The organism is Flavobacterium sp. 22659, assembly GCF_052044235.1.
In the GTDB taxonomy this organism is placed as follows: domain Bacteria; phylum Bacteroidota; class Bacteroidia; order Flavobacteriales; family Flavobacteriaceae; genus Flavobacterium; species Flavobacterium johnsoniae.
The window spans coordinates 115,435-136,759 of sequence record NZ_JBQEMU010000011.1 but is presented as its reverse complement, the minus strand read 5'-3'; the positions used below and the strand labels follow the sequence as shown (position 1 = coordinate 136,759).

The 21,325-nt window shown below is 34.3% G+C and carries 17 protein-coding genes; 11 read left to right on the top strand and 6 right to left on the bottom strand.

Translation table 11 applies throughout. From position 1 onward, the window contains the following. Positions 1-158: 158 nt before the first annotated feature. On the bottom strand, positions 159-1,412 hold the full coding sequence (locus ACTJIW_RS13065) for a DUF445 domain-containing protein (RefSeq protein WP_012023839.1): 1,254 nt from the start codon (positions 1,410-1,412) through the stop codon (positions 159-161). A 200-nt stretch (positions 1,413-1,612) separates the two neighbouring features. On the opposite strand from ACTJIW_RS13065, the gene map reads away from it, so the two are divergent. The 6 genes from map (at position 1,613) to apaG (ending at position 8,543) form a co-directional block, all read left to right on the top strand. Beyond that, positions 1,613-2,431, top strand: a complete 819-nt coding sequence (gene map, locus ACTJIW_RS13060) for a type I methionyl aminopeptidase (protein ID WP_012023838.1) — start codon at positions 1,613-1,615, stop codon at positions 2,429-2,431. 69 nt (positions 2,432-2,500) lie between these two features. Next, positions 2,501-2,905: a GxxExxY protein gene (locus ACTJIW_RS13055; RefSeq protein ID WP_440714433.1), complete on the top strand. Its 405-nt coding sequence runs from the start codon at positions 2,501-2,503 to the stop codon at positions 2,903-2,905. 40 nt (positions 2,906-2,945) lie between these two features. Then, positions 2,946-3,719, top strand: coding sequence for a class I SAM-dependent methyltransferase (locus ACTJIW_RS13050; RefSeq protein WP_012023837.1), 774 nt, complete (start codon positions 2,946-2,948; stop codon positions 3,717-3,719). 121 nt (positions 3,720-3,840) lie between these two features. Further along, the gene (locus tag ACTJIW_RS13045; protein WP_440714434.1) at positions 3,841-6,741 is read left to right on the top strand and encodes a DEAD/DEAH box helicase; all 2,901 of its coding nucleotides are present in this window, start codon (positions 3,841-3,843) and stop codon (positions 6,739-6,741) included. A 78-nt stretch (positions 6,742-6,819) separates the two neighbouring features. Further along, entirely contained in the window at positions 6,820-8,079 is a 1,260-nt protein-coding gene (locus tag ACTJIW_RS13040; RefSeq protein WP_073407812.1) for a DUF5103 domain-containing protein, read from the top strand. Between the two features lie 77 nt (positions 8,080-8,156). After that, complete coding sequence (gene apaG / locus ACTJIW_RS13035) at positions 8,157-8,543, top strand: Co2+/Mg2+ efflux protein ApaG (protein ID WP_012023834.1); 387 nt, start codon at positions 8,157-8,159, stop codon at positions 8,541-8,543. A gap of 1 nt (position 8,544) precedes the next feature. Here the strand turns inward: apaG and pdeM are convergent, their stop codons facing one another. The 4 genes from pdeM to ACTJIW_RS13015 form a co-directional block, all read right to left on the bottom strand. Further along, positions 8,545-9,177, bottom strand: coding sequence for a ligase-associated DNA damage response endonuclease PdeM (gene pdeM / locus ACTJIW_RS13030; protein ID WP_440714435.1), 633 nt, complete (start codon positions 9,175-9,177; stop codon positions 8,545-8,547). Positions 9,178-9,183: 6 nt separating this feature from the next. After that, positions 9,184-11,643, bottom strand: a complete 2,460-nt coding sequence (locus ACTJIW_RS13025; RefSeq protein WP_440714436.1) for a ligase-associated DNA damage response DEXH box helicase — start codon at positions 11,641-11,643, stop codon at positions 9,184-9,186. A 164-nt stretch (positions 11,644-11,807) separates the two neighbouring features. Next, entirely contained in the window at positions 11,808-13,409 is a 1,602-nt protein-coding gene (locus ACTJIW_RS13020) for an ATP-dependent DNA ligase (protein ID WP_149208413.1), read from the bottom strand. A gap of 161 nt (positions 13,410-13,570) precedes the next feature. Further along, the gene (locus ACTJIW_RS13015) at positions 13,571-14,626 is read right to left on the bottom strand and encodes a ligase-associated DNA damage response exonuclease (protein WP_440714437.1); all 1,056 of its coding nucleotides are present in this window, start codon (positions 14,624-14,626) and stop codon (positions 13,571-13,573) included. Between the two features lie 191 nt (positions 14,627-14,817). On the opposite strand from ACTJIW_RS13015, the gene pruA reads away from it, so the two are divergent. The 3 genes from pruA (at position 14,818) to ACTJIW_RS13000 (ending at position 18,086) form a co-directional block, all read left to right on the top strand. After that, positions 14,818-16,443: an L-glutamate gamma-semialdehyde dehydrogenase gene (gene pruA, locus ACTJIW_RS13010; protein ID WP_012023829.1), complete on the top strand. Its 1,626-nt coding sequence runs from the start codon at positions 14,818-14,820 to the stop codon at positions 16,441-16,443. Between the two features lie 253 nt (positions 16,444-16,696). Continuing rightward, the gene (locus ACTJIW_RS13005; protein WP_440714438.1) at positions 16,697-17,428 is read left to right on the top strand and encodes a hypothetical protein; all 732 of its coding nucleotides are present in this window, start codon (positions 16,697-16,699) and stop codon (positions 17,426-17,428) included. Between the two features lie 85 nt (positions 17,429-17,513). Then, on the top strand, positions 17,514-18,086 hold the full coding sequence (locus ACTJIW_RS13000; RefSeq protein WP_440714439.1) for an SMI1/KNR4 family protein: 573 nt from the start codon (positions 17,514-17,516) through the stop codon (positions 18,084-18,086). 59 nt (positions 18,087-18,145) lie between these two features. Here the strand turns inward: ACTJIW_RS13000 and rsmG are convergent, their stop codons facing one another. Further along, positions 18,146-18,775, bottom strand: a complete 630-nt coding sequence (rsmG, locus tag ACTJIW_RS12995) for a 16S rRNA (guanine(527)-N(7))-methyltransferase RsmG (RefSeq protein ID WP_440714440.1) — start codon at positions 18,773-18,775, stop codon at positions 18,146-18,148. A 107-nt stretch (positions 18,776-18,882) separates the two neighbouring features. Between rsmG and ACTJIW_RS12990 the strand changes: the two genes are divergently transcribed. Continuing rightward, positions 18,883-19,980, top strand: a complete 1,098-nt coding sequence (locus ACTJIW_RS12990; protein WP_012023824.1) for a fatty acid desaturase family protein — start codon at positions 18,883-18,885, stop codon at positions 19,978-19,980. Between the two features lie 73 nt (positions 19,981-20,053). Then, a complete protein-coding gene (locus tag ACTJIW_RS12985; RefSeq protein WP_012023823.1) occupies positions 20,054-21,244 on the top strand; it encodes a pyridoxal phosphate-dependent aminotransferase in 1,191 nt (396 codons plus the stop codon). Positions 21,245-21,325 lie beyond the last annotated feature (81 nt).

Below are 21,325 nucleotides of genomic sequence, written 5' to 3'. Positions count from 1 at the left end.
GATTTTCAATATAAAAAAGGGACTAATTTTAAAATTAGTCCCTTTTTATTTTTGTGTATTTTTTTTGTCAGCCTGAGCGAAGTCGAAGGCACATAACACTTAAAGTTCAAAAAGGCTTCGACTTCGCTCAGCCTGACATTCGTGTCTATTGTTCAATATCAAACAACAAAATAATGATAAAGCTGTTCAACACCATAAATAATAAGCCCAATAACTCCACCAACCAAAGTTCCGTTTATTCTAATGTATTGAAGATCTTTTCCAATTTCCAGTTCAAGTTTCTCTGAAACCTCTTTTCCGTCCCAGCTTTTTACAGTCGAAGAAATCAGATCTCCAATTACTTTTTTATTATTTAAAAGAACCGAAAGCAGATCATCTTTGATAAAATTATTGATTTTATCAATCATAATAGAATCTTCTTTAATGCCATTCCCAAAAGTCTGAATTAAATTCGAAATACTATTTTTAATAGACGAGTCATCGCCTTTATTTAAATCATTAGTTATCGAAAGTTTTATTTCATCCCAAATTCCGTTGATGTAATCCTGAACTTCTTTTTTGCCTACGAAACCTAAAATCATATCATTAATTTTAACTCTCATTTCTTCAGAATTTCTCACTTTTTCTAAAAAATCGAAAATATACTCGTCAATTTTTAAACGAACTGCACTTTCCGGTTTTTTAGCTTCATTTAAAAAATCCTGTAAACCATTAAAAACGCCTTCTGTAATGCTTTTATCAGCAAGTCCAAAACTTAAAAGCGGGGTTGACGCTTTTACTTTTTGCCTTATCAAATCTTTATTATTAGTCAATTCACTGCTCATTACTTCCAGAAGATTTGTCAGCATTTGATTCTTTAAATCTCCCTTTTGCAAAGGCTCTAAAGCAACCGCAACCCAGTTTCCAAAATTTATTCCTTCTAATTTTTCTTTAAATTGAACCTGAATAAACCTTTTAATATCTTCATCTTTAATTGTTTTTAAAATTCCCGGAATAATATTTACTGCCACAACATTGGCAATTTTATCTGCATTTTCTTCCTGCGAAAGCCAATCTGAAGCTTTTGTGGCAAAGTTGAATTCATCCAGCTTGATTTCCAGTTTTTCACGGTTTAGAAATTCTTCCGAAACAAAATTCCCAAGATTTTCTCCAATTTCATTTTTCTTGGTTGGAATAATAGCCGTATGCCAAATCGGAATTCCAAGCGGATGGCGAAACAAAGCCACAACAGCAAACCAATCGGCAATTCCACCTACCATAGCAGCTTCGCTGAAAGCCTGCAGCATTGGAATTTTAAAATAAATAGCGATTATAAAAAGAAGCACCGCAAAACCTAGAAGTGCCAAAGCGTTTCGCTGCATTCTGCGCAGTGCTTTTACTTTTGATATATCCTGATCTATTGTAGTTTTCATGATTGTACACGTTTTTACTACTAATTTAGGGCTTTTTTCCGGGATATTAAATTAAAAAAGTCTGCCGCGAATTTCACGAATTAGCACGAATTACAATTTAATGCACTTCAATTAGTGTGAATTCGTCAAATTCGTGACAAAAAAATTACTTAAAAAATGAGATAAAAATTGTACTTTTGCCAACTGAAAATCTGAAAAATATGATCATCCAAAAAACCAGAGAAGAAATCGAATTAATGCGCGAAAGTGCTTTGATCGTATCTAAAACATTAGGAATGATTGCTTCTGAAATTAAAGAAGGAGTTACTACATTATATCTAGATAAATTAGCCGAAGAATTCATTCGTGATCACGGTGCAGTTCCTAGTTTCTTAGGATTGTACGGTTTCCCGAATTCACTTTGTATGAGCCCAAACTCTCAGGTTGTACACGGAATTCCGAATAATACACCTTTACAAAGCGGAGATGTAATTTCTGTAGACTGCGGTGCGTTCAAAAATGGATATCACGGAGATCATGCTTATAGTTTCGAAATTGGAGAAGTTGCTCCTGAAGTTAAAAAACTTTTACAGGTAACTAAAGAATCTCTATACGTTGGAATCAGAGAATTTAAAGCTGGAAACCGCGTTGAAGATGTTGGAAATGCGATTCAAAAATATACTGAAGCACACGGTTACGGAGTGGTTCGTGAATTAGTTGGTCACGGTGTTGGTCAAAAAATGCATGAAGAACCAGAAATGCCAAACTACGGAAAACGCGGACGCGGGAAACTTTTCGTTGAAGGAATGGTTGTGGCAATCGAACCAATGATTAATCTTGGAACAAGAAACATTAAACAACATAAAGACGGCTGGACGATTACAACTGCAGACGGAAAAGCAAGCGCGCATTTCGAACACGATGTGGCTTTAATCGATGGTAAACCAGAGTTACTTTCGACTTTCCAATACATCTACAAAGCTTTAGGAATCGAAAGCAATGAAGAAGACGAATTCAGACAAGTTCCATTAGTACTGTAGCTATTTCACAGAGATTCACTAAGATATACGCCAAGATTCACAAAAAAAAATTTTATACGCCTTTTAAAAATGCATTCTCAAAAATTAGTATCTCAAGATGAACTAGATGCTATATCATATAAGATTATTGGTTTAGCAATTGAGGTTCACAGACAATTAAGTCCGGGTTTACTGGAATCTGCTTATCAGGAATGTTTACATTATGAGATTGTAAATTCTGGTTTACTTGTTGAAAGACAAAAAGCATTACCAATTGTATATAAAGATGTAAAATTAGATCACGGATATCGAATTGATTTGCTGATTGAAAATAAAATTGTCATCGAGTTAAAAACAGTTGAAGCTTTTACCGATGTACATTTTGCACAAATACTAACATATCTGAAACTCGGAAATTATCCATTAGGATTGCTCATTAATTTTGATTCAAAAATATTAAAAAACAACATAAAAAGATTTATAAACACTTTGTGAAACTCTGTGTCTCCTTTGTGTAACTCTGCGAAACAGTCCTATGAAAAAACTTTTTAAATTAGTTTTAAATACTATCCCGCGTCCATTATTAATTCGTTTGAGTTATGTGGCGCGCCCAATTTTAGCTTTCTCATTAAGGGGAGATAAATTTACAGATCCTATCGATGGCAGAAGCTTTAAATCGTTTTTACCTTACGGATACGGAAAACAGCGTAATAATGTACTTTCGCCAAGTACACTTTCTTTAGAAAGACACCGTTTGCTTTGGCTGTATTTAAACGATCAGACTGATTTTTTTACAGCACCAAAAAAAGTACTTCATTTTGCACCGGAACAAGCTTTTTATAAAAGATTCCGCAAGCAGAAAAATCTTGATTACACTACAACTGATTTACTTTCGCCTTTGGCTGATGTAAAAGCTGATATTTGTAACCTGCCTTTTAAAGACAACGAATATGATGTGATTTTATGTAATCACGTTTTAGAACATATTCCTGATGATACAAAAGCAATGCAGGAATTATATCGTGTTTTAAAACCTGGCGGAATGGCTATTCTTCAAATCCCGCAGGATTTAAACCGTGAAGTTACTTTCGCAGACGATTCAATTACAGATCAAAAAGAGCGTGCTAAAATCTTCGGACAGTACGATCACGTTCGTGTTTATGGGCGCGATTATTTCGACAAATTAAGAAGTATTGGATTTATTGTAATTGAAGAAGATTACACTAACAAAATTGCACCAGAATTAGTAGAAAAGTACTGTTTAGCAAAAGGAGAAATTATTCCGCTTTGCTTTAAACAGGAAAACTAATTTTCACCATATAAGTGATATAAGTTCATTTAAAAAGAGTTTTCAAAATAGCAATAATTTGAAAACTCTTTGTTTTTTCAGCCCAATCCCTAAAACTATAAGCCAACCAAATCTTTAAACCTTGGAACCTACAAAACCATTTCAATTTTGCTTTGACATCAGTTTAGAAAAAAACCTCAATACTTATATTCCAACTGCCTACATTGTTGAGAATACAGAAGAAATCAAATATCTGGACAAAAAAGCAAGTCCCGGCGTAATGCAGAGTTTCGGGATTATTTTTGAAGATTTAGATTCAAATACAAAAAAAATACTAACGGCCTGTGATTCTTTGAAACCTGAATTTATCTTCAAAAAATTCAGTGCCAAAATCAAATCGGCTAAAACCATTGCTGATCTGCAAAAAGATTCTAAAATTGAATTTGCAATCCGCCAGCATTTAAAATTCCATTTAAGCTCATTTTACGATTTAATTGTAAAAGAGCAATTTCCTTTGTCTTTAAATCTTGGACCGGAAAAAGATTTTTATCGTTCAAAAGTAAACATCGAACCGCTTTATTTTGAACCGCAGATCCAGTTTGACAAACATGCAGAAGGTATCACTTATACTCTTTCGCTAAAAGAAAATGAAAAAGCTTTTCTGCCAATGGACAGCAATGCAGATATTCTTTTAGACGAACCGGGCTGGTTAATTATCAACAAAAAATTAGGACAGCTTAAAGAACTGAACGCTAAAAAACTGATGCCTTTTTTAAAGAAAAAATCAATTGAAATTCCATCTAAACTAGTAGATGATTATTTCAAAAGTTTTATTCCGGAAATTGCAAAGAAAATCGATATTGACGCCAATGGTTTTGAAATCGAACTTCGCGACAAATTGGTTTCCTGCACGATTCAGCCCGTTTATGATTTCTTTAAAAACTGTTATTACCTCAACCTTTATTTTGATTATAACGGTTATTCATTTGATGCGGGCAAAACAAAAAAAACACATTCGTTTGTAGATTTCAGCGTGGCAAATGAACCTAAAATTATTCAGTTTAAACGAAATGCAGACGAAAATGTATATGTAGACAAATTAACCGAAATTGGTTTAGTAAAAATCAAAAATGAACTATTTGGACTGAATTCTGAAGCCGAAAGTTCTGATCCTTATATCAATATCCAATTGATTATTGACAATAAAGAAAAGCTGGAAAGTTTAGGTTTTGATATTCAGAATTTAAAACTCGAAAGCAAAGAAATCATTACAGAAAACCATACTATTTCGGCTTCAAAAGACACAAATGGAGATTGGTTTGATATTAAAATAATTATTACGGTTGGATCGTATAAAATCAATTTCAGCGAAATTATTCCGAATATAAAAAGCAAGGAAAGGCTTTTTCCTCTGCCAGACGGAAACTACTTTTTAATTCCGCTGGAATGGTTCAGCAAATACGGTTCGCTGGCAAAACTGGCAAAAATAGAAAGCGGTACTTTGCTTTTACGAAAAAGCAATTTTACAGCTCTGGATGCCATTCCAGAAATCAAGGACGATGTAACGTATAAGGCAGAATATATTGCTTCTGATTTATTAAAAGCTACTTTAAGACCGTATCAAATTGACGGAGTAAAATGGCTTTTAGGACATTTTAATTCCAATTTAGGTGCGTGTCTGGCTGATGATATGGGACTTGGAAAAACATTGCAGACTTTGGCTGTTTTAGTTGCTGTTCAGGAACAACTGGGATTCACGAAGAAAACAACCAATTTTGATTTGTTTGCAAACGAAACCACGATCGAAAGAGAACCGCTTAAAGCTTTGATTGTTTTGCCTTCTTCATTAGTTTTTAACTGGTTTAACGAAGCCGGGAAATTTACACCGCATTTTTCGAGAATGCAGTATGTGGGCAACGACAGAAAACAATTAGCAAGCAGATTGGCCGCTACTGATTTAATTTTTACAAGTTACAGCATTGTTCATCGTGATATTTCGGTTTTAGAAAAATACGATTTCCGTTATTTGATTCTGGATGAAAGCCAATACATCAAAAATAAAAATTCAAAGATTTTTAAAGCCATAAACAAAATAAGTACGGGGCATAAAATTGCGTTGAGCGGTACGCCAATCGAAAATTCGCTTGACGATTTATGGTCGCAGATGCAGTTTATAAATCCGGATATTCTGGGCAGTTATAATTTTTTTGTTGATAATTTTAAAAACCCAATTGAGAAAAAACAGAATGAAGATGTTTTATCTGAATTGAAAAACCTTGTTCAGCCTTACATTTTAAGACGAACCAAAGAACAGGTTTTAAAGGACTTACCAGAATTATCAGAGCAGATTTACTATTGCGACATGGATCCTGACCAGGAAAAATTATACGAACAGGAAAAATCAAAAGCTCGAAATTTCCTTTTAAAAACCGATGGTTCAGGTCCTGATAAAATCAGTATTATTAACACGCTGATGAAGTTACGACAATTGAGTAACCACCCAAAAATGGTAGATCAGGAATCTGAAATTGATTCAGGAAAATATATTGCGGTTACCAATTATCTGGAAAATTTAGTAAAAGCAAAACAAAAAGTAATTATTTTCAGTTCGTTTGTTACCAACCTGAATTTTTATACCGATTGGTGTAAGGAAAATAAAATAACGTATTGTGAAATTACAGGTGAAACTCCGGCCGCCAAAAGAGAACAGCAGGTAAAACTGTTTCAGGAAAAAGAAGAACCTTTATTGTTTTTTATTTCGCTGAAAGCGGGAGGCGTTGGTTTAAATATTACAAAAGCCTCTTATGTTTTATTTCTAGATCCGTGGTGGAATCCGTTTGCTGAAAAACAAGGAGTTGGAAGGGCGCACCGAATTGGTCAGTTGAATAAAGTAAACGTTGTTCGTTTTATTTCTAAAAATACTGTAGAAGAAAAAATCATCAAACTGCAGGAAAACAAAAAGCTTTTATCTGATTCACTTTTAGAAGAAAGCTATATCAATGATGAGATCGAAGCTAATTTAGAATACATTTTGAATTCTTAATAAATTACGCAATCTAATAAATGGCATCTTAATACGTTTAATAAAATTCTTATATTTACAATCTTACAACGTAATAAGATGCCAAAATTTTTATATCAAAGCCTAATTGCGCTTTTAATTTTTACTTCGGCGAAAGCCCAGGAAATACAAACTGAAGTAGTTCCTCCATATAATATTAAAACTGTAACTTTTGTTCAGAATGGTAATAATGTCGTTCCGATATTTGAACTGAATTCTACATTTGAATTTCAGTTTGATGATTTGTTTGGAAATGAAGCCAATTATTATTTCGAAATCACACATTGCGATTACAACTGGAAACCAAGCGATATTCCAAAAACGGATTATTTAAGAGGTTTTGACGGCCAGAGAATTATGGATTATTCTAATTCTTTTAATACACTTCAGGTTTATTCACATTACCGACTTCCGTTTCCAAATCAGTTTACAACACAAATCAGATTATCCGGAAATTATATTTTGAAGATTTTAAATGAAGATAAAGAAGTGGTTTTGTCCCGAAAATTTATTGTGTATGAAGAACATTGTACAGTTGGCGCACAGGTAAAAAGAACCCGAAACCTCAGCAATATCAACTATAAGCAAAATCTTGATTTTACAATTGCCTCAAACGATATTACGTTTCAGACTCCAACTCAAAACGTAAAAGTTCTTTTGCTGCAAAACGGAAATTTTAATACCGCAATTAAAAATATTCCACCACAATATACAATTGGAAACCAGCTGGTTTATAAATATGATGCTGAAACCCAGTTTTGGGGCGGTAATGAATTTTTATATTTTGAAAATAAAGACATTCGCGCAGCAAATAATAACGTAGGCCGAATTGGCTCTAACAATGATATTTACAATGCTTATTTATATACAAATGCTGCAAGAGGAAATCAGATTTATACCAATTATCAGGATGTAAACGGAAATTTTGTTGTAAAAAATATAAACGGGGCAGACAACAGCATCGAGGCAGATTATGCCTGGGTTTATTTTACACTTTCGGCACCTGCTTTTAGAATGAACAAAGACATTTATATTACGGGAATGTTCAATAATTACAGCCTTTCGCCCGAATACAAAATGGATTATAATACTGATAAAGCAGTGTTTGAAAAAGCAGTAATGATCAAACAGGGTTTTACTAATTATCAATATACAGTTGCTGATAAAAAAGGAAATATTGATTTGGAAAATGCCATAGACGGTAATTTTTATCAAACAGAAAATGAATACACTATTTTAGTTTATTACAAAGAAAGTATAGATCGTTATCAAAGAGTTATTGGAAAAGGCAATGCAAACTCTATAAATATCGTTAATTAAAACATTGTTAAGGTTTTAGGTTTCATAGTTTTTTTTCGTAGCTTTGTACCTATAACACACAGATTTACTAGGTTAGTATGGTTTCTCAAATTACACGAGGCATAAAAATATCGGTTTTAACTAGTTTTGAAGGAACTTACTTCAAGAACTATAAGATTCACTTTGCTTTTAGTTACGTAGTTACAATCGAAAATCACAGTAAAGATTCCGTTCAGTTAACTTCCCGCCACTGGGAAATTTTCGACTCGTTAAACGATTTAGATATTGTTGACGGTGAAGGTGTCATTGGTAAAAAACCGGTTTTAAAACCAGGTGAAAACCACACTTACAGCTCTGGTTGTTTACTATCATCTCCTTACGGTGCTATGAAAGGTCATTTTAATATGATCAATTTTACTACAACCAAAACATTCAAAGTTATTGTTCCTACTTTTAGAATGTGCGCTCCGTTTGCATTAAATTAATCTAACGTTTTATTTCCATTACTTCTTCTTTTGTAATAGCATAAACCTGATCATTTTCTTCGGGGATTAAGTAAAAATTACCTGTAAATTCTCCAAAAGAAGGAAAAATCATTTGATGTGGTTTCCTAAAAAAGCAAGATAAACTCAAAAATTGTCTGCCCAATCCCTTTAGTTTTATTCCGGGATGAATGTGTCCGCAAAAATTAAAAAAGTTTTCTCGTGTTGTAGGATGATGTGTCAGCAGAAAATCATCGATTATCAACTCTTCATAAATTTCAACGTTCAAATCGGCATAGTATTTTTTTGCAATAATATCGTGATTGCCTTCAATCAAAATAATCTGCTGCGAAACAGTTTTAGTCCAATCTGAAAAAAATTCCCATTCGTTATTGATTTTGCTGTGGAACAAATCTCCAAGAAAAATAATCTTCTCAGAATCGAATAAATCCAGCACTTCATTTAATCTTGTAAAATTTTCAAAAAGAGCTTTTTCGGGAATTGCCATTCCGTGTTTTCTAAAATGCGCAATTTTCCCCAAATGCAAATCAGAAATAAAAAGAATTTTCTTTTCTTCCCAAAAAGCAGCACCGGACTGATGCAAAACGAAATTTTGATTGTTGATATTTATTCTCATATTAATTTATTTCATGTAACTCGCGGTCATTTTCTTTATTCTTTCCTGCAGGGTCTCACTAGATATTTTTTCGCGTAAACGATCTGTAATTATGGGGAAACTAAACGGCGTTGGCTTTTTACATTGTTTCCAGACAATCGCCTGATTGTTTATTCTTTCCATTGCCTGAATCAAACGTCCTTCTTCTAACTGATGTTCAAAGGTTTCTGTATAAGCCTGCTGTAATAATAAATTATCGGGTTCATAATCTCTAAAAACCTCAAAAAGCAATTGCGAACCACTTTGCAAATGTTTTGTTTTAACAGGTTTTCCGGGCATTCCCGTAAAAACCAAACCAGCAATTACGGCAATATCACGAAATTTTCGGCGCGCCATTTCGGTTGCGTTTAAACTTTTCTGTAAATCATGATGAACATATTCTGTCGTAAATAAATTATTATCAAAAACAGCCTGCATATCTATTTCCTGATCAGAAAGCAATTCGAATCCGTAATCATTATAGGCCAGTGAAAACGTAATTGGCGACAATAAGCTTATTCGATACGAAATTAAACTTGCCATAGCTTCGTGAACATAACGTCCTTCAAACGGATAAAAAATAGCGTGATAACCTTCTCTTGTTTTAAACGTTTCGATTAAAAATTCATTGTTATCGGGTACAATACTTTCTTTTCTCTGCCTGTCAAAAATAGGCTTTAAAGCTTTTAATTCGGGAGTTAAGTGATCTGTATTAGCTGCGTACAATTCTTCCCGAAGCAGTTCACTCATTTGTGCCGATAAAGTCATTCTGCCTCCCATCCAGCTTACCACTCTGGCTGTTTTTTTAGGATCGGCTTTTCGTACTAAAACCTGCATGTTTTTAATTTGAAACAATTCAAGCCTTCTTCCGGCAAAAGTAAAAACATCGCCTCGCTGCAGTTTTGAAGCAAACCATTCTTCGATTGTACCAATAAAACCGCCGCTTAAAAATTTTACATTCAAAACAGCATCGCCCACAATTGTTCCCATTTGCATACGGTGATGCATGGCAATAAAACGGCTGTTGATTTTATAACGTCCGTCGTCTTCGATTTCTACTTTTTTAAATTCGTCGTAAGCCTGCAAGCTCTGACTTCCGTTGGTAATAAAGTTTAAAACCCAGTTCCAGTTTTCTTTGGTTATATTTTGATAGCAGAAAGTTGTTTTAACTTCTTGATAAATTTCATCCGGAAAAAATCCGTCAGAAACGGCTAGCGTATTTAAGTATTGAACCAAAACGTCCCAACTGTTTAAATACGGCATTCGATCTTCGACAACGGTTTGAGCAACTGCTTTTTTTAAAGCCGAAGCTTCAATTAATTCCATTGCATGTGTGGCAAGAAAATAAATCACGCTTTCTTTTCCCGGCTGGTGTCCGCTTCGTCCTGCTCTCTGCAAAAATCTGGCAACGCCTTTTGGTCCGCCAACCTGAATAATGGTTTCAACAGGCGCAAAATCGACACCAAGATCTAAACTCGAAGTGCAGACCACGACTTTTAATTCTTCGTTTCGAATGGCGTCCTCCACCCACAAACGGGTTTCTCTGCTTATGCTTCCGTGATGCATCGCCATTTCTCCTGCAAATTCCGGATATTTTTCTAAAATGGCCTGAAACCAAATTTCGCAGGCCGAACGAACATTAGTAAAAATTAAAGTCGTTTTGCTCTTTCGGATGATTTTGGCAACCTCATCAATTAAATGCAAACCCATGTGTCCGCGCCACGGATAAGTTTCCATTTTCTCAGGCAGAATTGATTCTATCTTAATCTTTTTATTGATATGTGCTTTTATCAAAACCGAATTTTTATAGGCTTCCGTATCATGCCCTAATAAAACTTCTTGTGCTAATTCGAGATTTCCGATAGTGGCAGAAATCCCCCATATTCGCATTTTTGGCGCAATTGATTTTAATCTCGATAACGCTAATTCCATTTGAACGCCTCGTTTAGTTCCCATTAATTCGTGCCATTCGTCAACTATTATTGCACCGCAGTTGGCAAACGTTTTTTCATATTGTTTTGATGCTAACAGAAGCTGCAAACTTTCGGGCGTTGTAATTAAAAGATCGGGCATTTTGTTTTTCTGTTTGGCTCTTTCGCTTTGCGAAGTATCTCCTGAACGAATTCCTACGGTTAACGGCAGATCTAAATCGGTAATAATTCGTTCTGCTGCTTGTTTTATTTCTACAGAAAGCGCCCGCAAAGGCGTAATCCAAATGGCTTTTAATCCGGCTTTGTGCTTGGTTTTATAATCGGGATTTTTTTTAATGTAATCGAGAACTACAGGAAACCACAAGGCATAGGTTTTTCCGCTTCCGGTTGGAGCGTTTAATAAACCGTTTTTTCCCTGTAAAAAAGCAGTCCAGGTTTGGGTCTGGAATGGAAAAGATTTCCAACCCTGACTTTTAAACCAGTTTTCGGCTAATACATATAATTCGTTCCTATTCATTCATGATATAATTAATTTTAACACATAGAAACATAGCTTTTAGAACGCATAAAGGCATTTCATTTGCATTAACAAACATAGCTATGAGTGGAAACTTGTTTCTTTTAAATTCTTTTTACACACATTTAACCTATGTTTCTATGTGTTTAAAAATTGTAACGTATTTATGAAATCATATCTTTTAGATCTTCAATAGAATTGGCTTCTTCTATTTTTTTGTCCTGACGCCATCTTAGAATTCTTGGAAAACGGGTAGCTATGCCGCTTTTATGTCTTTTCGAAAGTGAAATTCCTTCAAAACCAATTTCAAAAACCAGTTTTGGTGTTACGCTTCGAACCGGACCAAAACGTTCTAAAGTATTCTTTTTTATAAAATCATCCACTTTTCTAAATTCGGCATCGGTTAAACCAGAATAGGCTTTTGCGAAAGTTACAAGTTCTTTTTCGCCATTTTCATTATTCTGCCAAAGCGCAAAAGTATAATCAGTAAATAAATTTGAGCGTCGGCCGTGACCGCGCATGGCGTAAGTTAAAACGGCATCAATTACCAGAGGTTCTATTTTCCATTTCCACCAATCTCCTTTTTTTCTTCCCACCTGATATGGCGACGTGTTTCTTTTCAGCATCAAACCTTCGCTTTTCATTTCGCGGGCTCGTTCTCTTTCTTTCGCAACATCTTTCCATGAAGTTAAGGAAACTCTTTCTGAAAGTCGAAATGATCTTGTTAAGTCTTTAATCTCGTTGTATAAATCTTCTAATAATTTTCTTCTTTCTATATACGGTAAATTTCGAATGTCTTTTCCTTCCCATTCTAAAATATCATACGCTTTTAGAATTACGGGAACTTTTTCCAGCAGATTTGCCGATATGGTTTTACGTCCAATTCTGGCTTGTAGATCATTAAAAGTTCCTATTTCATTTCCGGGAAAAGCTAAAATCTCTGCATCGATTACTGTCCCGTTTGGAATAAGTCCTACAAAGGATTTAAACTCAGGATATTTATCGGTAACCAGCTCCTCTCCTCTTGACCAAACATAAATTTCGTCATCGCGGATAATAGTCTGCGATCGGATTCCGTCCCATTTGTGTTCAATGGACCAATCTTCTGGATTTCCTAAATCTTCGATATCGCCTTCAATTGGATACGCAAGATAAAATGGATATGGTTTTGATAAATAATCGGAACTTTTTTCGTCTAAAATTAATTCTTGAAATGTAATTGTATTGGGATTCCAATTTCCCATTAATTTATAAGCCAGCGCATCTTCATCTACACCTTCTGCTTTTGATAAAGCTCGTGTCATTAATTTTTGGCTTACGCCGATTCTGAAGCTTCCAGTAATTAGTTTGGTAAATACAAAGCGTTCGTAATAATTTAAAGCCATCCAGTTTTCGTGCAGATATTCCTTTTTCTCTGGATCGGTTTTCTTTTTTAAGGCGATGATTTCCTGTAGAAATTCGGTTAAACTTTTATCGGAATGTTCTTTGGTTGTTGGAATTATCAAAGCAATAGTTTCTGCCAGATCGCCTACAATATGGTAACTTTCTTCAAAAAGCCATAACGGAATATTCGCCAGTTCATTTGCCCAAAGACGCAATAATGTTGTATTGACAGGTCTTGCCGGACGACGATGCGAAAGAATAGCAATAGTCCATACTTTATCTTCCGGCGATGCATTTTTAAAATACGTCGTCAGCGCATCGACTTTTACGTTCGTTTTATTAGAACTGTCGAGTGTTTTTATAAGTTGAGCGAAATTTTTCATTTACATTTCTTTTAAACCGCATAATTTATTTAACACATAGAAACATAGCTTCCCTTTGCTATCCACATAGCTATGTGTGGAAAACTGGTTTTCTTTTTTAACCTTTTTTATCGGATTTTAAACCTATGTATCTATGTGTTAAATTATTTATTCTCCAATAATTAATTTTCAGAAATAATCGAAGTGTCATTTTGATCTATTTCTGCTTCTTTATCCTCTTTTTCCATCTCGGCAGTTTCGCCTTCGTATTGTGTTTTTTCAGTTCTGGCATCGTATCCTAATTCTCTTAAGTATTTGGCGAAAATGTCGGTATAACCGTGCGTACAGATTACGCGTTCTGCTCCTGTTGCTTTTACACTTTCTAATAGAGAATGCCAGTCGCAGTGATCACTTAAAACGAAACCTTTGTCAATGGCACGTCGGCGTCTTGCACCGCGAAAAGCCATCCATCCGCTTGCTGAACCGGTCACAAAAGGTGTCATTTTTCTAATCCAAATGCTTCCGTGTGCGCTTGGCGGAGCGAGAACAATATTTCCTAAAAGCGCTTCTCTTTTGGTTTCTCTGGTAATTAATTCTGTTGGAGGAAAATAAACCATTGGCCGTAAAACATTTGTCATGTTTTCGATTGCACCGTGTGTGTATATTTTTCCAATATCAGTATCTAAATATTTTAAAAGTCTTTGTGCTTTCCCTAAAGAATATCCAAACAGAATTGAAGTTCTGCCTTCGGCTTTGTTTTCTGCCCACCAATTATTGATTTCCGAAATCACCTCAGCCTGCGGTGTCCAGTTAAAAGCAGGTAACCCGAAGGTGCATTCTGTTATAAAAGTGTCACATTTTACAACTTCATACGGCGTTGAAATTCCGTCGTCTTCTGTTTTATAATCGCCGGTAAAAACCCAGACTTCGCCTTTATGTTCTACTCGAATCTGCGAACTTCCAATAATATGTCCGGCAGGATGAAGTGAAAATTTTACATTATTGATAACAAAGGTTTCTCCCCACTCTTTTCCGGTTACATTTATTTCGCCCAAACGATGGCGTATTATGGGAATGTTGGTATGATGCGTAATATAATTTTGATGTCCCCAGCGTGCGTGATCAGAATGTCCGTGCGTAATTATGGCGTTCTTTACAGGACGCCACGGATCAAGATAAACATCAGCCTGCTGACAGTAAATACCTTTATCATTAAAAGCTAAAAGCGGTATTTTCATATTGGTGTATTTAAAACATTCTTTTAGAAGTACCTCAAATTTAAACCTTTACAAAAAATTATATTTTACAACTTCGTGTAATTAGTTTATTAAATTACAACTTTTTAATATTGTATTGTGATATAATCAAATTATCATTTGTACTTTTGTAAAAAATTAAACAATTCGTAAATTTTAAAATAATTTATCCCATGTTAAAAGGATTCTTTCATGTACCAAAAGCGGTAAACGAGCCTGTAAAGAGCTACGCACCGAACTCACCAGAAAAAGCAGCTGTTCAGGCAGCTTACACTACAATGTGGAACTCTCAAATTGATGTTCCGTTATATATTGGAAGTGAAGAAATCAAAACTGGAAACACAAAAAATATTACAGCTCCTCATGATCACAAACACGTAGTTGGAAAGTATCATTTAGCTGAAAAACAACATATTGAAAAAGCAATTGCCAATGCTCTTGAAGCAAGACAAAAATGGGCAAATATGGCATGGGAACAGCGTGCTGCTATTTTCTTAAAAGCTGCTGAACTTATCGCTGGTCCATACAGAGCTCGTATTAACGCTGCTACAATGATTGGACAGTCTAAAAATATTCACCAGGCAGAAATCGATTCTTCTTGCGAGTTAATCGACTTTTTGCGTTACAATGTTGAGTTTATGACTCAAATCTACAACGATCAGCCAAAATCAGATTCTACTGTTTGGAACCGTGTAGAATACAGACCGCTTGAAGGTTTTGTTTACGCTATTACTCCTTTTAACTTTACTGCTATCGCTGCTAACCTTCCTGCAAGTGCTGCTATGATGGGTAACGTTGTGGTTTGGAAACCAAGTGACAGCCAGGTATTTTCTGCAAAAATTATTATCGATGTTTTCAAAGAAGCGGGAGTTCCAGACGGAGTTATCAACGTAGTTTTTGGAGATGCTTTAATGATTACAGATACTGTATTGGCAAGCCGTGATTTTGCTGGTATTCACTTTACAGGATCTACTCACGTATTTAAAGATATCTGGTCTAAAATTGGAGCAAATATCCACAACTATAAAACATACCCAAGAATCGTTGGAGAAACTGGTGGTAAAGATTTTATCATTGCTCACCCAAGCGCAAACGTAAAACAAGTTGCTACAGGTATTACTCGCGGTGCTTTTGAATACCAAGGTCAAAAATGTTCTGCAGCTTCTAGAGCTTATATTCCTCAAAGTTTATGGCCAGCTGTAAAAGAGCAGTTAATTGCTGATGTAAAATCTATGAAAATGGGTTCTCCGGAAGATTTCGGAAACTTTATTACAGCAGTTATCCACGAAGGTTCTTTTGATAAATTAGCAAGTTATATCGATCAGGCTAAAAAAGATGCTGATGCTGAAATTATCGTTGGTGGTAATTACGATAAATCTGTTGGATACTTTATTGAGCCAACGGTTATTGTAACTACAAACCCTAAATATACTACAATGGAAACTGAGTTATTTGGACCAGTTATCACTATTTATGTTTACGAAGATGCAAAATGGGAAGAAACTTTAGAATTAGTTGATACTACTTCTGAGTACGCTTTAACAGGAGCTGTTTTCAGCCAGGATCGTTATGCTGTTGAAGTGGCTACAACAAAATTACAAAACGCTGCTGGTAACTTCTACATTAATGACAAACCAACCGGAGCAGTTGTAGGTATGCAGCCATTTGGTGGAGCAAGAGCTTCTGGAACTAATGACAAAGCAGGTTCTGCATTGAACTTATTGCGTTGGGCTTCTCCAAGAACTATTAAAGAAACTTTTGTAACTCCAGAAGATTACAGATATCCGTTTTTAGGATAATCTAATTTTAGAGTTCATTTAATATTAAAAAAGCCGGAAATTCAATTGAATTTCCGGCTTTTTTTGATTCTATAAATTAATCATTCTTTCTATTTATTAAAATTGTAATACTTTTCTTATGTATTTAATTGTCAGTACAATGCACTTCAAAAAAGTCTTATTTTGATACTTTTAAAACTTTTACGTCCACAATAAGAAAAAGCATGCCTCTAAATTTGCATCAAAATAAATCATAACAAAAAAAATTAGAGTCATGAGAAACTTAAATAACGTTCCAAAAATAATTTCAGAATCAAAAAGCATTGGTCACGCTATTGATTTTAAATGGACAAAAAAGAAAATAAATCAGCTGCTTGATCCATTAGAAGGAAATGAAGAACTGGAAAATATTTTATTACAAATTAATCATAAAGGATCCGTTGGCTTAACTGCTGCACTTTTAGAATGGGTTTACTGGCGTTTTACAGGGTATTCCCATTCAGTTAATGATACTCAAAAACGTATTGAAGCACTTTGGTGTTCTATAAATAATCGTGAGCAGACCAATCCTTTACTTTTTGACACAGATTTTAAAGTATCGGCTTCTGGTTCAGTAAATGGTGCTTTATGGATTGCATTAATGAATGTGCGTATGATTGATGTTCGATACAGAAAAGGTTCCTACTTTTTACAGCATGAACTTGTTGGATTAGTATTATTAGCACGCCATATCACCCCGAAAAAGAAAAAATTTGATAATTGGTTTAATCAAATTATAACTGAATTGGTGCATTCACACCCTTGTCCTTACAGAAATGATGAATTAGATGAAACAGACGAAGCTTTTTACGATTCTTCAAATGAACCTGTGATCTGCCGAGAATTTTTCTTTGATTCTGAATTTAAATACAGCGTTGAAGCATCCGAAAATGCAATTCACAATTTTATTGATAATTTAAACATAAAAGCAAATCCTTTTTTAAATTTTTCAAGAAAGGCATCGTAAGTTACAGATATGCTGAAAAGCGATAAAAATTTATTATGGTCGAGTATTCTTCGTTGGGTACTCGACCAATTTTAATATAATAAAAATGCAAAACATTTTAGATCGTATAGAAAAACTAGCCAATAACAATTCTTATATAAAACTATACAAAAATTTTGGAAAGGATATTGTTCTAAAACATATGGGCAAAATTACTGGCGAGATAGACAATCAATACATTGAATTTTTAAAAATTACAAATGGTGCTTCAATTCTCGACTATTGCTTTTTGGGACTAAAAAACAACCAACTAGGAATAAATCTTTATGAAAACCATCGTGAATTATGGATGACTGATTACAATCTTTCGCAAAAATACTGGGCATGTATTGGAGATAGTGCTGGCAATACATTTGGATATCTTGATAAAAAAAATGAATTTGGCGATCATTATTTTGGATATTATTCGATTTATGAATCAAGAAAAATCTATTTAGTTGCATCATCTTTTAAAATATTCATGGATAAATTTTTAACGCAGATAGAGAACATTTTAAAAATTGATCCTAATGCAATTGCTTTAGATAATAACAACTGGTTTCTGGAAAAAACTGAACTAATAAAAAATGATATAGAGATGCAAAAATTTTTGGATAATGCAAAAAGTACTATATATTGAATTATAAGTTCAAAAAATAACCCGAAAAAAATCTTTTCGGGTTATTTTTTATTATCACCTTAAGGCTTAAACTTTAAAGGAAGATGCACCACTTTTTTAGTTTCAAAAAATTCATCTTCAAATATCTCTGATAAATCATATAAGTTTGCAGCAGGGAAATCTTTTAGTTCTTCTGCTAAGTCACCGCCTTTTAAATACAGAATTCCATTTTTTAATTTATGTTTATGCTGCTTTTTGATTTTATCTTTTATCCACGAAACAAAATCAGGCATATTGGTTACGGCACGGCTCACAATAAAATCGAAATCACCTTTTACCAATTCGGCACGTTTTTGTTCTGCTTTTACATTTTTTAATTCTAATGCATCTACAACGCCCTGAACCACTTTTATTTTTTTAGCAATCACATCAATCAAATAAAAACGGGTCTCCGGAAAAAGAATCGCTAACGGAATTCCAGGAAAACCTCCTCCTGTTCCAACGTCCAGAACTGTTGTTCCGGGTTCGAATTTCATAACTTTAGCAATTCCTAAAGAATGTAAAATGTGTTTTGTATATAATGAATCAATGTCTTTGCGTGAAATAACATTGATTTTTTCATTCCAATCGTGGTATAAAAAGTCTAATTTTTGAAATTGTTCGATTTGAAGATCGGTCAAATTGGGAAAATATTTCAATATCTCATCCATTGCTGTAAATTTTTAACAAAAGTACTACTTTACGATTGAAATATTTAACTCAATTTTGCAAATTGAGAATTTATAATAATTACCTTTGAAACCTATTTAAAACAATTATGAATAACACGGCTCCAACTTTTGCAAGGCAAGACAATCTGAAGTTTTTCAGAACACTTAATTCTCGGGTAAACAATTACTTCAAGGAGAATAATATTCAGAAAACCGGAAATTGGAAATTACATTTAAAAGCTGTTATTCTGTTTGCAGTTTTTCTAACTCCTTATTTCTTAATCCTTACTCTTAATATGCCTTTTTGGTTAATGCTTCTGCTTTCTATTATTATGGGAGTTGGAATGGCAGGTGTAGGAATGAATGTAATGCACGACGGAAATCACGGTTCTTACTCTAATAAAAGCTGGATCAATAAATTCATGGGCGGAACAATTTATGTTCTGGCTGGAAATGTTTACAACTGGCAGGTACAGCATAATGTGCTTCATCATACTTATACTAATATTCCTGGGCACGATGAAGATTTGGATGCCGGAAGAATTATTCGTTTTACTGAACATGCAGAATGGCATCGTTTTCACCGTTTCCAGCATTATTATTCTGTTTTCTTATACGGGTTACTAACTTTTAATTGGGCTTTAACTACTGATTTTAAGCAAATGCGTAATTACCTTAAAAGAAAACTTTCTTATGGTGAACCAAAAAGTCCTAAAATTTTATGGACAACCCTTATTATCACTAAAATGATTTATGTGTCAATCTGGATTGTTTTACCAATTTTAATTGGAATTACCTGGTGGAAAGTTCTCCTTGGCTTTTTCCTAATGCACTATACAGCAGGTTTAATTTTAAGCATTGTATTTCAGCTGGCGCATGTTGTAGATCATACTACAAATCCAACTCCAAATGATTTAGGCGAAATGGATAATACATGGGCTATTCACCAATTGTATACTACAACCAATTTTGCTCCAAAAAACGCAATCGTAAATTGGTATACTGGCGGATTAAACCATCAAATCGAACATCATATTTTTCCAAATATCAGTCACATTCATTATGGTAAAATTGCAAAAATTGTAAAAGAAACCGCAAAGGAGTGCAACTTACCGTATTATGAATACAAAACAATGAGAAGCGCCGTTGCTGCTCACTTCAAACATTTACGTGACTTAGGAATGAAACCTGAATTAGCAGTTTAGAAACTAAAAAAAATCTATTAATAATTAACCTTCCTTAATCACACAGCAAATTAAGGACTTCAAAATTTTTATAATGAACCATATTCTTTCGGACAGAATCAACAACCTTGCGACTTCACAAACATTGGCAATGGCCGCTTTGGCAAGAGAATTAAAAGCACAAGGAAAAGACATTATCAGTTTAAGTTTAGGTGAACCAGATTTCAATACACCAGACTTTATTAAAGAAGCTGCTAAAAAAGCAATCGACGATAATTACAGTACATATTCTCCAGTTGATGGATATCAGGATTTAAAAGAAGCTATCTGCAGAAAATTCAAAAGAGACAATGATTTAGAGTACAAACCATCTCAAATCGTAGTTTCTACAGGAGCAAAACAATCTTTATACAACATTGCTCAGGTAATGTTAAACGATGGTGACGAGGTAATTTTACCAGCACCTTACTGGGTTTCTTATTTCGAAATCGTAAAACTTTCTGGAGGAGTTCCGGTTGAAGTTCCAACTTCTGTAGAAACAGATTTTAAAATTACCCCAGAACAATTAGAAGCTGCGATCACACCAAAAACAAAAATGATGTGGTTTTCTTCTCCATGTAATCCTTCAGGATCTGTTTACAGCAGAGAAGAATTAACAGCACTTGCAAAAGTTTTAGAAAAACACCCAAATATTTACGTAGTTGCAGATGAGATTTATGAGCACATCAATTTCTCAGGAACTTTCTGCAGTATCGGTTCTATCCCAGGAATGTTAGAAAAAACAATCACTGTAAACGGAGTTGCAAAAGCATTTGCAATGACAGGATACAGAATTGGATATATTGGAGCTCCAGAATTTATCGCAAAAGCATGTACAAAAATTCAAGGGCAAGTAACATCTGGTGCAAACTCTGTAGCACAACGCGCTACAATTACAGCTGTAGATGCTGATCCAAGCGTATTAAACGAAATGGTTCAGGCTTTCCACGGACGTAGAGATTTAGTAGTTGGATTATTAAAAGAAATTCCGGGAGTAAAAATCAACGTTCCAGAAGGTGCATTTTACGTATTCCCAGACGTTTCTTCTTTCTTCGGAAAAACGTTAAAAGGACACGAAATTAAAGATGCAAACGATGTTTCTATGTATCTTTTAGCTGAGGCAAACGTGGCAACAGTAACAGGAGATGCTTTTGGAAATCCAAACTGTATTCGTTTCTCTTACGCAACAAGCAACGATATTTTAAAAGAAGCTTTACGCAGAATCAAAGAAGCTTTGACTGCATAACAATATTCTAAATTTTACTAAAACGGCTTAAGGTTCAAAAGTTTCATCACTTTTATACTTTAAGCTGTTTTTTTATGCATT

Bases quoted from the DNA above. Each gene is read 5' to 3' on its own strand.
- ACTJIW_RS13015 (WP_440714437.1), bottom strand. From the start codon at position 14,626: ATGAAAATACCGCTTTTAGCTTTTAATGATAAAGGTATTTACTGTCAG.
- ACTJIW_RS13025 (WP_440714436.1), bottom strand. From the start codon at position 11,643: ATGAATAGGAACGAATTATATGTATTAGCCGAAAACTGGTTTAAAAGT.
- pdeM (WP_440714435.1), bottom strand. From the start codon at position 9,177: ATGAGAATAAATATCAACAATCAAAATTTCGTTTTGCATCAGTCCGGT.
- ACTJIW_RS13050 (WP_012023837.1), top strand. From the start codon at position 2,946: ATGAAAAAACTTTTTAAATTAGTTTTAAATACTATCCCGCGTCCATTA.
- map (WP_012023838.1), top strand. From the start codon at position 1,613: ATGATCATCCAAAAAACCAGAGAAGAAATCGAATTAATGCGCGAAAGT.
- ACTJIW_RS13040 (WP_073407812.1), top strand. From the start codon at position 6,820: ATGCCAAAATTTTTATATCAAAGCCTAATTGCGCTTTTAATTTTTACT.
- ACTJIW_RS13065 (WP_012023839.1), bottom strand. From the start codon at position 1,412: ATGAAAACTACAATAGATCAGGATATATCAAAAGTAAAAGCACTGCGC.
- rsmG (WP_440714440.1), bottom strand. From the start codon at position 18,775: ATGGATGAGATATTGAAATATTTTCCCAATTTGACCGATCTTCAAATC.
- ACTJIW_RS12985 (WP_012023823.1), top strand. From the start codon at position 20,054: ATGAACCATATTCTTTCGGACAGAATCAACAACCTTGCGACTTCACAA.
- apaG (WP_012023834.1), top strand. From the start codon at position 8,157: ATGGTTTCTCAAATTACACGAGGCATAAAAATATCGGTTTTAACTAGT.
- ACTJIW_RS13055 (WP_440714433.1), top strand. From the start codon at position 2,501: ATGCATTCTCAAAAATTAGTATCTCAAGATGAACTAGATGCTATATCA.
- ACTJIW_RS13020 (WP_149208413.1), bottom strand. From the start codon at position 13,409: ATGAAAAATTTCGCTCAACTTATAAAAACACTCGACAGTTCTAATAAA.
- ACTJIW_RS12990 (WP_012023824.1), top strand. From the start codon at position 18,883: ATGAATAACACGGCTCCAACTTTTGCAAGGCAAGACAATCTGAAGTTT.
- ACTJIW_RS13005 (WP_440714438.1), top strand. From the start codon at position 16,697: ATGAGAAACTTAAATAACGTTCCAAAAATAATTTCAGAATCAAAAAGC.
- ACTJIW_RS13000 (WP_440714439.1), top strand. From the start codon at position 17,514: ATGCAAAACATTTTAGATCGTATAGAAAAACTAGCCAATAACAATTCT.
- pruA (WP_012023829.1), top strand. From the start codon at position 14,818: ATGTTAAAAGGATTCTTTCATGTACCAAAAGCGGTAAACGAGCCTGTA.